Raw genomic sequence first — 13,894 nt, 5'->3', positions numbered from 1 at the left:
TCGATAGAAGATTTCTATCGAGCAACGAAACAGCTTTATTGATTTCGCGGGTTTCCTCTGATTTTGTAAAGACTTAGCGATAAAAGCTATCGACCAGGGAGGGCGCTGCATGACGATGCAGCCTGCAAGTACCGAGATCGCATCGCGCACGGCGGCGATTATCCAGGAGTTGAAGGACCTCGAGGGTCCGCTGCTGCCGATCCTCCACGGCATCCAGGAAGAATTCGGCCACGTCCCGCAGGATGCCGTGCCCATTATTGCCGACGGGCTGAACCTGTCCAGGGCCGAGGTGCATGGTGTCGTGACTTTCTATCATGATTTCCGTGCGCGCCCGGCCGGACGGCACGTGCTCAAGCTCTGCCAGGCGGAAGCCTGCCAGTCGATGGGTTCGGACGCGGTCGCCGCCAAGGTCAAGCAGTTGCTCGGCATCGACTTCCATGAGACCACGCGTGACGGATCGGTTACGCTGGAACCGGTCTATTGCCTCGGGCTGTGCGCCTGCTCGCCATCTGCGATGCTGGATGGCGAGGTGATCGGTCGGTTGGATGACGACAAGATCGACGAGATCGTCGCCGAGGTGCGCTCATGACCCCCCGTATCTATATTCCCGGCGATTCCGGCGCACTGGCGCTGGGCGCGGAAAAGGTCGCGAAGGCCGTCGCCAAGGAACTCGCGGAGCGCGGCATCGAGGCCAAGATTGTGCGCAACGGCTCGCGCGGCGCCTATTTCCTCGAACCGATGGTCGAAGTGGCGACGGCCAATGGCCGTGTCGCCTACGGGCCGGTGAAACCGTCGGACGTGAAGAGCCTGTTCGACAGCGGTTTTCTCACCGGCGGCCATCACAAGCGCTGGCTCGGCGCACCGGACAAGATTCCGTTCCTGGCCAAACAAACTCGCTTGACGTTTGCACGTTGTGGCATCAACGACCCGCTGTCGCTCGATGCCTACAAATCGCTCGGCGGACTGAGCGGCCTGCGGAACGCGGTGGCCATGACGCCCGCCGACGTCGTCAAGCAGGTCACCGACTCCGGCCTGCGCGGCCGCGGCGGCGCAGGCTTCCCGACCGGCATCAAATGGAAGACGGTGCTCGATACGACATCGGAGCGCAAATACATCGTCTGCAACGCCGATGAAGGCGACAGCGCCACCTTCGCCGATCGCATGATCATGGAGGGCGACCCCTTCGTGCTCATCGAAGGCATGACCATCGCCGGCATCGCCACCGGCGCGACCAAGGGTTTCGTCTATATCCGCTCGGAATATCCGCACGCGGTGGCTGTCATGAACAAGGCCGTCGAGATCGCCCGCAAGGCCGGTGTGCTCGGCGTCAATGTGCTGGGTTCGCCTAACGCCTTCGACATGGAAATCCGCGTCGGTGCCGGCGCCTATGTCTGCGGCGAGGAAACCTCGCTCTTGAACAGCCTGGAAGGCAGGCGCGGCGTGGTGCGCGCCAAGCCGCCGCTGCCCGCGATACAGGGTTTGTTCGGCAAGCCGACGGTGATCAACAACGTCATTTCGCTCGCTTCCGTACCCATCATCATGGACAAGGGCGCCACCTTCTACAAGGATTTCGGCATGGGCCGCTCGCGCGGCACGATCCCGATCCAGATCGCCGGCAACGTCAAGCAAGGCGGCCTGTTCGAAACCGCTTTCGGCCTGACGCTGGGCGAGATCGTCGACGAGATCGGTGGCGGCACGTCCACCGGGCGTCCGGTGAAGGCAGTGCAGGTCGGCGGCCCGCTCGGCGCCTACTTCCCGCGCGCACTGTTCGACACGCCGTTCGACTACGAGGAATTCGCCAAGCGCGATGGACTGATCGGCCACGCCGGCATCACGGTTTTCGACGATACCGCCGACATGCTGAAGCAGGCACGCTTCGCCATGGAATTCTGCGCCATCGAAAGCTGCGGCAAGTGCACGCCTTGCCGCATCGGCTCGACGCGGGGCGTGGAAACCATCGACAGGCTCGCCGCCGGAATCGAGCCGGAAAAGAACCTCGCTTTGGTCACCGACCTCTGCAACACGATGAAGTTCGGTTCGCTCTGCGCGCTGGGCGGCTTCACGCCCTACCCGGTGATGAGCTCGATCACGCATTTCCCCGAGGATTTCAAGCCCGCGCCAGCGCGCGTGGCTGCTGAATAGGAGCTGGCAGATGAACATCAAGGCCGACTTCCCAATACTGATCGAAGAGATTGACTACGGAACTCCGGAGTCGAAGGCGCAAAAACAGGTCACGCTGACCGTCGATGGCCGCAGCATCAGCGTGCCGGAAGGCACCTCGATCATGCGGGCGGCGATGGAAGGCGGGGTGGAGATCCCCAAACTCTGCGCCACAGACATGCTGGACTCCTTCGGTTCCTGCCGCGTCTGCCTCGTCGAAATCGACGGGCGCGGCGGTACGCCGGCTTCCTGCACGACGCCTGTCGGCGAAGGCATGGTGGTGCGCACGCAGTCGGACAGGCTCGACGCCATCCGCCGGGGCGTCATGGAACTCTACGTCTCCGACCATCCGACCGGCTGGCACGAGAAGGCCGGAACTGGCGCCAGCGAGTTCGATGTGGTGGCGAAGTCTGTCGGCCTGACCGAAAATCGCTACGGCGTTGAGGGCCGCAACCACGTCAAGGAAGAAAATGGCGTCGCGCCGGGCCATGGCTCGCTCGCGGTCGACTACATCGCCCGTGATGAGTCCAACCCCTATTTCACCTATGATCCGGCGCAGTGCATCGTCTGCTCGCGCTGCGTGCGCGCCTGCGAGGAGGTGCAAGGCACTTTCGCGCTGACCATCGAGGGCCGCGGCTTCGAATCGCGCATGGTCGCCGGCATGCACGAGGATTTCATTGCCTCCGAATGCGTGTCCTGCGGCGCCTGCGTGCAGGCCTGTCCGACCGATGCGCTGCGCGAGAAGACCGTGCTCGAAAAGGGCCTGCCGGAGCGCTCGGCCGTGACCACCTGCGCCTATTGCGGCGTCGGCTGCTCGTTCAAGGCCGAAGTGAAGGGCGACGAAGTCATCCGCATGATGCCCTACAAGGAGGGCATGGCCAACCATGGCCATTCCTGCGTGAAGGGCCGCTTCGCTTACGGTTATGCCACCCACAAGGACCGCATCCTGTCGCCGATGATCCGCGAAAAGGTCAGTGATCCCTGGCGCGAAGTGAGCTGGGAAGAGGCGATCGCCCATACGGCCAAGGAATTCCGCCGCATCCAGTACCAGTACGGCCGCACCGCGATCGGCGGCATCACCTCCTCGCGCTGCACGAATGAGGAGACCTACCTCGTCCAGAAGCTGGTTCGCCAAGGCTTCCGCAACAACAATGTCGACACCTGCGCGCGTGTCTGCCATTCGCCGACCGGCTATGGGCTCGGCCAGACCTACGGCACCTCGGCCGGCACGCAGGACTTCGATTCCGTCGAATTCACCGACGTCGCCGTCATCATCGGCGCCAATCCGGCTTCCGCGCACCCGGTGTTCGCCTCGCGGCTGAAGAAGCGGCTGCGCCAGGGCGCCAAGCTGATCGTGCTCGATCCGCGCCGCACCGAAATGGTCAAGTCGGCCCACGTCGAAGCCGACTACCATTTGCCGCTGAAGCCCGGCACCAATGTCGCCGTGCTGACCTCGCTGGCGCACGTCATCGTCACCGAGGGCCTTTTCGACGAAGCCTTCATCCGCGAGCGCTGCGACTGGGCGGAATTCCAGGACTGGGCGTCCTTCGTCGCCCTGCCGGAAAACAGCCCCGAAATCGTCGGCAAGCTGTCCGGCGTCGATCCGGAGTTGATCCGCGGTGCCGCCCGTCTCTACGCCAAGGGCGGCAATGGCGCGATCTATTACGGCCTCGGCGTCACCGAGCACAGCCAGGGCTCGACCACGGTGATGGCGATCGCCAATCTCGCCATGGCCACCGGCAATATCGGCCGGCCTGGCGTCGGCGTGAACCCGCTGCGCGGCCAGAACAATGTGCAGGGCTCCTGCGACATGGGCTCGTTCCCGCATGAGCTGCCGGGCTACCGGCACATTTCGGGTGACGCGGTGCGCGACATCTACGAAAGCCTCTGGGGCGTGAAGCTCGACGACGAACCCGGCCTGCGCATTCCCAACATGCTGGATGCCGCCGTCGACGGCTCGTTCAAGGGCATCTACATCCAGGGCGAGGACATCCTGCAGTCCGATCCCGACACCAAGCATGTCGCCGCCGGCTTGGCCGCGATGGAATGCGTAGTGGTGCACGACCTCTTCCTCAACGAGACGGCGAACTACGCGCATGTCTTCCTGCCGGGCTCGACCTTCCTCGAGAAGGACGGCACCTTCACCAATGCCGAACGCCGCATCAATATGGTGCGCAAGGTGCTGGAACCGAAGGCGCGCTACGCCGATTGGGAGGCGACGCAGGAACTCGCCCGTGCGATCGGCCTCGACTGGAACTATACCCATCCGTCCGAAATCATGGACGAGATCGCCAAGACGACGCCAAGCTTCGCCAACGTCTCCTTCGACCTGCTCGACCGGGTCGGCTCCGTGCAATGGCCCTGCAACGACAAGGCGCCGCTTGGCACGCCGATCATGCATGTCGACGGCTTCGTGCGCGGCAAGGGCAAGTTCATCCGCACCGAATATGTGGCGACGGACGAAAGAACCGGACCGCGCTTCCCGCTGCTGCTGACCACCGGCCGTATACTGTCGCAGTACAATGTCGGCGCGCAGACGCGGCGCACCGAAAATGTCATGTGGCACTCCGAGGACAGGCTGGAAATCCATCCGCACGACGCAGAAAACCGCGGCTTGCGCGATGGCGACTGGGTCCGGCTGACCAGCCGTTCGGGCGAGACGACGCTGCGCGCGCTGATCACCGACCGGGTATCGCCGGGCGTGGTCTACACCACCTTCCATCATCCCGACACGCAGGCCAACGTCATTACCACCGACTTCTCCGACTGGGCGACCAATTGTCCCGAATACAAGGTGACCGCGGTGCAGGTCGGCGCTTCCAACGGCCCGTCGGAATGGCAACGCGACTATGACGAGCAGGCCAAGCAGAGCCGTCGCATCGCACCGCTGCAGGCGGCGGAGTAGTCTTGGCCGCGCGCCGCAAAGCGACGACGCAGATATCGCGACTGGCGCACCGCGCCAGCGGCACGGCTGCGGCCAACCGCATGGTGCCGGAAGAGACGCCGGTGGCGTTCTCCTTCGCCGGCACCACGCATGCGGTGATGATGGCGAGCCCCGCCGATTTCGAGGACTTCGCGCTCGGCTTCTCGCTCACCGAAGGCATCATCGCTGCGCCTGATGAGATCGAAGCCATCGAGGTCGAGGATCATGGCGCCGGCATCGACATCCAGATCCGGCTGAAGGACCAGGCCAATACGCGCTTCGAGGCGCGGCGGCGGCGGCTTGCCGGACCGGTGGGCTGCGGGCTGTGCGGCATCGAATCCATCGAGGAAGCGATGCGCTCGGTCGATCCGGTGGGTGCGTCGAAACTTACGCTTGAGGCCGACGATATCACCCGCTCGGTCAAGCTGCTGTCGAAGGTGCAGCCGCTGCATACCGAGACAGGCGCCGTGCATGCAGCCGGCTTCTACGTCCCTGGCAAGGGCGTCGTCATGGCGCGCGAGGATGTCGGCCGCCACAATGCGCTGGACAAGCTAGCCGGCGCGCTGGCCAAGGCCAATATCGATGGCGCATCGGGCGCCGTCGTAGTGACCAGCCGTGTTTCGGTCGAAATGGTGCAGAAGACGGCGGCGATCGGTTCAGCCTTCATCATCGCCGTCTCGGCGCCGACGGCCCTTGCCATCCGCACCGCGGAAGAGGCCGGCATGACGCTGGTGGCGCTGGTGCGTGGCGACGATTTCGATGTCTTTACCCACCCCGACCGGGTGATTTCGGGAGTTGCCCAGCATGTCGCATGACGAAGAGCACATCATGAGCACGGGGGAAAAGCTGGTGCGCATGGCCAACCAGATCGCCGCCTTTTTCCACTCCAGGCCACGCGAGGAAGGCGTTGCGGGCGTCGCCGAGCATATCAACAAGTTCTGGGAGCCGAGAATGCGGCGCCAGTTCTTCGAGATGCTGGACAGCGGCGGTGAAGGCTTCGACGAACTGGTCGTGGTCGCTTCGGCCAGGATCAAACGGCCGATCACGCCGGCGGAGGCCGATCTCAAGCTCGGCCTCGCGGCCTCGCCTGGCGACGTCGCCGCGTCGCAAAAGTAACCGCGTCGGCCGCCGGCTACATTCATTTCCGCTAAAATATAAGCTGCCGCAACCGGCGCGGCTCTGCTATGGTTGGCGATCAGAAATCGTCAGGCCGGGCGGACACCCTCGTGAGGCCGATCGAGACCCGATACGCCCTTAGCGGCGAGGTGCGGATCGCCTATCAGGTGGTCGGCCAGGGGTCGTTCGACCTCGTCTTCGTCCCCGGCTTCATCTCCAACCTCGACCTGCACTGGGAAGACGAGGGCTATACCAGGCTCCTGAGGCGGCTTTCGGCCTTCTCGCGGCTGATCCTGTTCGACAAGCGCGGCACGGGTCTTTCCGACCGCGTCGATGTCCATCACCTGCCCAGCCTCGAGACCCGCATGGATGATGTGCGCGCGGTGATGGATGCGGTCGGCAGCGGCCGCGCGTCGATCCTTGGGGCTTCGGAAGGCGCGCCGCTGGCGATGCTGTTCGCCGCCACCTATCCAGAGCGGACGCGGGCACTGGCGCTCTATGGCGGCTACGCGCATTTCCACAAATGGGTGATGCCGCCGGAGCGTCTGGAAGCCTTCATCGCGACGGCCGAGACGGCCTGGGGCACAGGCGCCACCTTGCCCAATTTCGCACCGGGCAGGGTCGACGATACCCGCTTTTCAACCTGGTGGGCGCGCTTCGAGCGGCTGTCGGCAAGCCCTACCGCGGCGGCGACGCTGGCGCGGATGAACGCGGGGATCGATGTGCGCGGCATCCTGGCGGCAATCGGCGCGCCGACGCTGCTGATCCATCGCCGCAACGATGTGCGGGTCGACCCCGACGCCAGCCGCTTTCTGGCCAGGAAAATCCCCAACGCGCGGCTGGTCGAAATCCCTGGACGCGACCACCCGATCTGGACCGGTGATGTCGACCGGGTCGCCGACCTGATCGAGGAGTTCCTGACCGGCGAGCGCGCCGTGGTGGAAGCCGAACGCGTTCTGGCTGCGCTTCTCGTGACCCGGATCTACGACACGGCCCGCCTCGGAGACCGGATGTGGAGCGAACGCAGCCAGCATTTCCATGAGACGTGGCGGACCCTTGTGACGCGCCATGGCGGGCGCTGCACGGACATGCACTCCGAGATGATGATTTCGCGCTTCGACGGCCCTGGGCGTGCCTTGCGTTGCGCGGCGGCGTTGCGGGACGCGGCGCAGCAAATCGGGGTGGCAAGCGCGCAAGGGGCGCATGTCGGCGAGATCGAGTCGCGCGGCCCTCCTGCAGGATTGACGGGCCGCGTGACGATACAACTCGCCGCTCACGCCGGGCGCGGCGAGATATTGGCGTCGAGGCTGGTCGCCGATCTGGCCGTCGGCTCGGGGCTTCATTTCGTCGATCGCGGGCGTGTGGGCATCGACGAGCTGGACGAGCCGCTGGCGTTTGTGCTTGCGATGTCCGAACAGCACCTGGAGCCGGCCTGCCGGCCCAAGACCAAAGCGGCCGAACCGGCTTGCCTGACCGCGCGCGAGAGCGAAGTCGTGAATTTGATCGCCGACGGCAAGAGCAATGCGGCGATCGCCGCCGAACTCAGGCTGAGCGAGCACACGGTCAAGCGCCACGTCGCCAACATACTGCTGAAGCTCGACCTGCCGTCGCGAGCGGCCGCGGCGGCATTTTCCGCCAGGCAGACTGGCCCGGACGGGCCATGAGAGCCATGGCGCTTTCGGGCGAAGCAGGCACACTGCCATAGGCGCTATCAATTCCCCCATGCAGGCCAAGGCGGATATCGCCGGAAAGGCGCTGCGAACGGAGGATGAAATGCCCAAGTCAAAACTGAATGTCAGGTCACTGGTGATCGCGGCGGGCATTGGCGCGCTGTTCACGATCACCCCGGCGAAAGCCGAGGATGCGTCGGCGGCGACAGCCTACAAGGACATCGAGGCGACGCTCGGCTCGGTGCCGGATATGTTCAAGACACTGCCTGACGTCGCCATCGCCGGCGCCTGGGCCGAGATCAAGGGCGTCCAGCTCAATCCCAAGACCGCGCTCGACGGCAAGACCAAGGAGCTGATGGGGCTGGCGGTCGCGTCGCAGATCCCGTGCCAGTATTGCATCTATTTCCACACCGAGGCGGCCAAGCTCAACGGCGCATCGGACGAAGAGATCAAGGAGACGATCGCGATGGCCGCGATCGTGCGCCACTGGTCGACGATCCTCAACGGCAGCCAGGTCGATCTGGCCACCTTCAAGAAGCAGACCGACGGCGTGTTTGCGGCAGTTAAGGCCAAGTCACAGTGAAAGACACCGCCCGTCGGCGAGCGCCGGGCGACACCTCAAACGTCAAACGCCCGATCGTGAAGACGGGCATAGGGAGGATAAAATGCTGACCAAGACCCAAGCCGTGGATGGCGCGGCGATCAAGAAAGCGATCGAAGGCCGTGACGGCAAGATGCTGTCGAGCTTCTATGCCGATGATGCGCTGGTGCGGGTGATCGACCGCAACAACCCGCCGAGCAAGCCGCGCGAAATCCGCGGGCGCGCGGCGATCACGACGTTCTGGGACGACATCTGCAGCCGGGCGATGACCCACAAGGTCGACACCACCATCGCCCACGGCGATAGCCTGGCATTCACTCAGGCATGCGCCTACCCGGACGGCACCAAGGTGTTCTGCGCGGCGATGCTGGAGCTGAAGAACGGCCTGATCGCGCGCCAAACCGTCGTGCAGGCCTGGGACGAGTAGATCAACCCGCGGCCTGAGCCGCAAGTGATGGAGGAGAACCAACATGTTCAGCGCCAGATGGCAGATCGACGCCAAGTTCGGGCACAAGCAGACGGTGCTCGAGCTGATGCGGAAATGGGAACGCGAGATCGGCTCGCAGGTCGGCCTCACCGAGCTCAAATTCCAGATCATGACCGGATCGATCGGCGCCCGCGAAGCGACGGTCGAGTCGCATCACCAGGTCGAAAGCCTGACCCAGTTGGAGGCGATGTTCGCCAAGATCGGCAAGATCGACGCGCACGCCAAATGGGGCAAGGAGATGGAGCCCTATGTCGTATCGGGCACCAGCCTGTGGAACATCTATCGCATCGTGGAGTAGCGGCCGGAGTTCTTCTCCCCTTCACGCGGGAAAGATGCCGCAGGCAGATGAGGGGCAGCGCCGGCATCGCAGAAGCTTGCGCTGCCCCTCATCCTGCGCCCGGCCCTTCGCTAATGGCTCCGGGCGTTCGTCGCTTCAATCGACAAATCGTTGTCGATCGATCGCCAGCCGCGACCGCTTCTCACCCATGCGCAACCATCACATGGCGCACGGCGGTATAATCCTCCAGCGCATAGAGGGACATGTCCTTGCCGTAGCCGGATTGTTTCAGGCCGCCATGCGGCATCTCGTTGGTCAGCATGAAATGGGTGTTGATCCAGGTGCAGCCATATTGCAGCCGCGCGGCGGTCGCCATGGCGCGCGAAACATCCTTGGTCCACACGGATGACGCCAGGCCGTAATCGCTGTCGTTGGCCCAGGTCACCGCCTCGTCCACTTCCGTGAAGCGGGTTATTGAAACGACGGGGCCGAACACTTCGCGGCGCACGATCTCATCCTCCTGCAGCGCGCCGGCGACGACGGTCGGCTGGTAGTAGAAGCCGGTGCCCTCGCCCGGCTTGCCGCCGGTGGTGATCTCGATGTGCTTCAGCTCCGAAGCACGTTCCACGAAGCTCGAGACGCGGTCGCGCTGGCGCCGCGAGATCAGCGGCCCGATTTCGTTCTCGGCGTCGTCTGATAGATTGTATTTGATGGTCGAGACGGCGGTGGAGAGATCGGCGACAAGCTTGTCGTAGATCTTCTTGCCGGCATAGATGCGGCAGGCGGCGGTGCAGTCCTGGCCGGCATTGTAGTAGCCGAAGGCGCGCAGGCCTTTGACGACGGCGCCAAGGTCGGCGTCGTCAAAGACGATGACCGGCGCTTTGCCGCCGAGTTCCAGATGCGTGCGCTTGACCGATTTGGCGGCGGCCTGCAGCACCTTCTTGCCGGTGGCGACGTCGCCGGTGATCGAGATCATGTTGACCTTGGGGTGGTTGATCAGCGTGTTGCCGACGCTGTCGCCCCGGCCAAGCACGACATTGACGACGCCCTCGGGCAGGACATCGGCCAGGATCGTCGCCAGCTTCAGCGCCGTCAACGGCGTCTGCTCCGACGGCTTGAAAACCACCGTGTTGCCGCCAGCGATAGCCGGCGCCAGTTTCCAGGCCATCATCATCAGCGGATAGTTCCATGGCGCGATCGAGGCGACGATGCCGATCGGGTCGCGCCGGACCATCGAAGTGTGGCCGGGCAGGTATTCGCCCGCGACCACACCTGGCATAGAGCGCACCGCCCCGGCGAAGAAGCGGTAGCAGTCGACGATGGCCGGGATTTCGTCATTGAGCACCGCATTGATCGGCTTGCCGCAATTCAACGCCTCCAGCGTCGCGAACTCCTGCGCCTCGGTCTCGATGCGGTCGGCGATCTTCAGGAGGTAGCCGGAGCGCTGTGCCGGCGTGGTGCGCGACCACAAGGCGAACGCCTTTTCGGCGGCGCTCACCGCCGCCTCGATCTGTGCCTGGCTGACCTCGGGCAGATTGAGGATGGTCGCCCCGGTCTTCGGGTTGAGGATCGGCTCCTCGGTCTCGGTGCCCTTCTCGAATTTCGAGCCGATCAGCATCTGGGTGTCCATTGGTGTCTCCTTGGGCAGAAACGAATGGTAATTAGTGAGTAGTGAGTAGTGAGTAGTGAGTAGTGAGTAGTGGGTAGTTAAAGAGCGGACCAAATCTACTCACTACTCACTACTCACTACTCACTACTTTCATTTGCCCGAACCGGCGATCTGGTCACCGTCGCGGGTCAGGTAATAGGCAAACAGGATGGGCAGCAGCGTCACCAGCACGACCACCATGGCCACGACATTGGTGACCGGGCGCTGGCGCGGGCGGATCAGTTCCTCCAGCATCCAGATCGGCACGGTCTGCTGCTGGCCGGCGGTGAAGGTGGTGACGATGACCTCATCGAACGAGAGGGCGAAGGCCAGCATGCCGCCTGCGAGCAGTGCGGTGGCGATGTTGGGCAGCACGACATGGCGAAAGGTCTGGAAGCCATCGGCGCCGAGATCCATCGAGGCCTCGATCATCGAACCGGAGGTGCGGCGGAAACGAGCGACCGCGTTGTTGTAGACGACGACCACGCAGAAAGTGGCGTGGCCGAGCACGATCGTCCAGAACGAGAACGGGATTTCGGCCAGCGAAAAGGCCGAGCGCAGCGCGATGCCGGTGATGATCCCGGGCAGCGCGATGGGCAGGATGACCAGCAGCGAGATGGTCTCGCGGCCGAAGAATTTCGTCCGCGAGACAGCTGCGGCGCAGAGCGTGCCGAGCAGCAGCGCGATCGCGGTCGAGATGGCGGCGACGCGCACCGACAGCGACAGCGCTTCCCAGACATCGGGCCGGTTCCAGGTGACGGCGAACCATTGCGTGGTCAGCCCGGGCGGCGGCCAGACGAAGCTCTTCTCCTCGGTGGTGAAGGCATAGACGAAGATCAGCAGGATCGGCAGATGCAGGAACAGCAGGCCGCTGGCGGCGGCGATCTTCAGGCCGAGGGGAGCGGATTGACCACGGTCAGAGCGCATCGAAAGCCCCCATTCGCTTGGCGCCCCAGAGATAGAAGCCCATGATGACGATGGGCACCACGGTGAAGGCGGCGGCGAGCGGTATGTTGCCGGCGGTGCCTTGCTGCGAGTAGACGGCCTGGCCGATGAAGAGGCGCGAGGTGCCGATGATCTGCGGGATGATGTAGTCGCCCAATGTCAGCGAGAAGGTGAAGATCGAACCGGCGACGATGCCGGGCAGCGCCAGCGGGAACAAGACGTTGCGGAATGTCTGCCCCGGCGAAGCACCGAGATCGGACGAGGCCTCGACCAGATTGCCAGGCACCCGCTCGAGGGCTGCCTGAACGGGGAGGATCATGAACGGCAGCCAGACATAGACGAACACGATGAAAGTGCCGGTGAACGACACCGACAGCGAATTGCCGCCGACGACCGGCAGTGACAGCCAGGCGTCGAGCAGCCACAACAAATGCAGCTTGGCGAGCAGCCAGGTTAAAATACCTTCCTTGGCCAGGATCAGCTTCCAGGCATAGATCTTGACCAGATAGCTCGACCACAGCGGCAGCATGACGCCGAGATAGAACAGCGCCTTCCAGCGGCCGCGCGCATAGCGCGCCGCATAGTAGGCGATCGGGAAAGCGATCATGGCGGAGGCAAGCGTGACCAATGCGGCCATCGTCACCGTGCGCAAGATGATGTCGAGATTGGCGGCCTGCAACAGGTCGCCATAGGTCTTCAGCGTGAACTGGCGATTGATGAGGCCGGAGAACTCGTCGATGGAGAAAAAACTCTGCGCCAAAAGCGCGAACAACGAGCCGATATAGACGATGCCGAGCCAAAGCACTGGCGGCAGCAGCATCAGCAGCAGCAGGACTTTTGGCCGGCGCCAGAAGAGGTCGGAGAGCGCACCGCGCATGCCGCCGCTGCCGGGCAAGATGGCGGGCGCCGTGGCACGCGGCATGGTAGCGTCGAGGCTCATACCGGCTCGTCCATCAGGTGCAGATGCTCGCGGTTGAAGGTGAGCATGACCGCCTCACCTTCCGCCGGCAGGGGCGTTCCCGCAGGCACCACGGCGTGCAGTTTCAACCCGTCGGCATCGAGCGCCAGCCTTGTCGTGGCGCCGAGATAGTTGGTCGAGACGAGGCGCGCGGCGACGCCTTCGCCGCTCGCCGCGCGGCCGACACGAATGGATTCAGGGCGCAGGCTGCCCCAGCGGTGCTGGCCGGAATAACGCTGGACGAAATCCGGCGGCAGCACGTTGGAGGAGCCGACGAAATCGGCGACGAAACGCGTGCTCGGCCGCTGATAAATATCCTCGGGCGTGCCGATCTGCATGATCCTGCCATCGTTGAAGACGGCGACGCGATCGGCCATCGACAGCGCCTCGCCCTGATCGTGAGTGACGAAGACGAAGGTGATGCCGAGCGCCTTCTGCAGCGATTTCAGCTCTTCCTGCATGTTTTCGCGCAGCTTGAGGTCGAGCGCGCCGAGCGGCTCGTCGAGCAGCAGCACCTTGGGCTGGTTGACCAGGGCACGGGCGAGCGCGACACGCTGGCGCTGACCCCCGGAAAGCTGGCCGGGCCGGCGCGCGCCATAGCCAGGCAGCCGCACCAGCGACAGCGCTTCTTCCGCCGCCTTGTGCCGCTCGGCCTTGCCGACACGCTTGACCATCAGCCCGTAGGCGACGTTGTCGAGCACGTTGAGATGCGGGAACAGCGCGTAGTCCTGGAACACGGTGTTGACGTTGCGGCGGTAGGGCGGCACGCCCTCGGCCCGCTCGCCGAAGATCGAGATCGAACCCGCCGTCGGCTGCTCGAAGCCGGCGATGAGACGCAGGCACGTGGTCTTGCCTGAACCGGACGGCCCGAGCATGGCGAAGAATTCGCCCGGCGCGATGTCGAGATCGACAGCGTCGACAGCGCGAACGCTGCCGAAATGGCGCGAGGCTTTTTGAAAGGAAACGGCTGATGTCATGGGGTGTCCTGATCTTTCAGGCTCATCAAATTTCAGGCGATCGCGCCGCCCCTCATTCGCCTGCCGGCACCTTCTCCCCGTATAGCGACGAGGAGAAGGGACAAGCTCCAACGCTGGCAACTGCCTCTCCCT

13 protein-coding genes are annotated in these 13,894 nt (G+C 64.1%); 9 read left to right on the top strand and 4 right to left on the bottom strand.

Going from position 1 to position 13,894, the window contains the following annotated elements; genetic code table 11:
* Nucleotides 1-109: 109 nt before the first annotated feature.
* The 9 genes from FJ954_RS04595 (at nucleotide 110) to FJ954_RS04555 (ending at nucleotide 9,255) form a co-directional block, all read left to right on the top strand.
* Nucleotides 110-589, top strand: a complete 480-nt coding sequence (locus FJ954_RS04595) for a formate dehydrogenase subunit gamma (RefSeq protein ID WP_140660574.1) — start codon at nucleotides 110-112, stop codon at nucleotides 587-589.
* A complete protein-coding gene (locus FJ954_RS04590) occupies nucleotides 586-2,142 on the top strand; it encodes an NADH-quinone oxidoreductase subunit NuoF (protein ID WP_140660573.1) in 1,557 nt (518 codons plus the stop codon). The genes FJ954_RS04595 and FJ954_RS04590 overlap by 4 nt, the downstream gene beginning before the upstream one ends.
* Nucleotides 2,143-2,152: 10 nt before the next feature.
* A complete protein-coding gene (fdhF, locus tag FJ954_RS04585; RefSeq protein ID WP_015314120.1) occupies nucleotides 2,153-5,065 on the top strand; it encodes a formate dehydrogenase subunit alpha in 2,913 nt (970 codons plus the stop codon).
* A 2-nt stretch (nucleotides 5,066-5,067) separates the two neighbouring features.
* Nucleotides 5,068-5,898 (top strand): formate dehydrogenase accessory sulfurtransferase FdhD, encoded by an 831-nt coding sequence (gene fdhD, locus FJ954_RS04580; RefSeq protein ID WP_015314121.1) that lies wholly within the window; start codon nucleotides 5,068-5,070, stop codon nucleotides 5,896-5,898.
* Nucleotides 5,888-6,199, top strand: a complete 312-nt coding sequence (locus FJ954_RS04575; RefSeq protein WP_015314122.1) for a formate dehydrogenase subunit delta — start codon at nucleotides 5,888-5,890, stop codon at nucleotides 6,197-6,199. Before fdhD ends, FJ954_RS04575 begins: the two co-directional genes overlap by 11 nt.
* A 110-nt stretch (nucleotides 6,200-6,309) precedes the next feature.
* Nucleotides 6,310-7,863 carry an alpha/beta fold hydrolase gene (locus tag FJ954_RS04570; RefSeq protein ID WP_140660572.1) on the top strand — a complete coding sequence of 518 codons (1,554 nt, stop codon included), beginning with the start codon at nucleotides 6,310-6,312 and terminating at the stop codon, nucleotides 7,861-7,863.
* A gap of 109 nt (nucleotides 7,864-7,972) precedes the next feature.
* The gene (locus tag FJ954_RS04565; protein ID WP_140660571.1) at nucleotides 7,973-8,452 is read left to right on the top strand and encodes a carboxymuconolactone decarboxylase family protein; all 480 of its coding nucleotides are present in this window, start codon (nucleotides 7,973-7,975) and stop codon (nucleotides 8,450-8,452) included.
* Nucleotides 8,453-8,534: 82 nt separating this feature from the next.
* Nucleotides 8,535-8,897: a nuclear transport factor 2 family protein gene (locus FJ954_RS04560; protein WP_015314125.1), complete on the top strand. Its 363-nt coding sequence runs from the start codon at nucleotides 8,535-8,537 to the stop codon at nucleotides 8,895-8,897.
* 43 nt (nucleotides 8,898-8,940) lie between these two features.
* Nucleotides 8,941-9,255 (top strand): hypothetical protein, encoded by a 315-nt coding sequence (locus FJ954_RS04555; protein ID WP_140660570.1) that lies wholly within the window; start codon nucleotides 8,941-8,943, stop codon nucleotides 9,253-9,255.
* 181 nt (nucleotides 9,256-9,436) lie between these two features.
* Here FJ954_RS04555 and FJ954_RS04550 read toward each other — a convergent pair whose 3' ends face one another.
* From FJ954_RS04550 to FJ954_RS04535, 4 genes are all read right to left on the bottom strand, one after another.
* Nucleotides 9,437-10,864 carry a gamma-aminobutyraldehyde dehydrogenase gene (locus FJ954_RS04550; protein ID WP_140660569.1) on the bottom strand — a complete coding sequence of 476 codons (1,428 nt, stop codon included), beginning with the start codon at nucleotides 10,862-10,864 and terminating at the stop codon, nucleotides 9,437-9,439.
* A gap of 129 nt (nucleotides 10,865-10,993) precedes the next feature.
* On the bottom strand, nucleotides 10,994-11,809 hold the full coding sequence (locus tag FJ954_RS04545; RefSeq protein ID WP_140660568.1) for an ABC transporter permease: 816 nt from the start codon (nucleotides 11,807-11,809) through the stop codon (nucleotides 10,994-10,996).
* On the bottom strand, nucleotides 11,799-12,749 hold the full coding sequence (locus FJ954_RS04540; RefSeq protein WP_181177767.1) for an ABC transporter permease: 951 nt from the start codon (nucleotides 12,747-12,749) through the stop codon (nucleotides 11,799-11,801). The genes FJ954_RS04545 and FJ954_RS04540 overlap by 11 nt, the downstream gene beginning before the upstream one ends.
* Before the next feature lie 14 nt (nucleotides 12,750-12,763).
* Nucleotides 12,764-13,762 (bottom strand): ABC transporter ATP-binding protein, encoded by a 999-nt coding sequence (locus tag FJ954_RS04535; protein WP_015314130.1) that lies wholly within the window; start codon nucleotides 13,760-13,762, stop codon nucleotides 12,764-12,766.
* Nucleotides 13,763-13,894 lie beyond the last annotated feature (132 nt).

The organism is Mesorhizobium sp. B2-3-15 (assembly GCF_006442875.1).
Taxonomy (GTDB): domain Bacteria; phylum Pseudomonadota; class Alphaproteobacteria; order Rhizobiales; family Rhizobiaceae; genus Mesorhizobium; species Mesorhizobium australicum.
The sequence above is the reverse complement of the archived record's forward strand: the minus strand, read 5'-3'. Positions and strand labels throughout refer to the sequence as shown.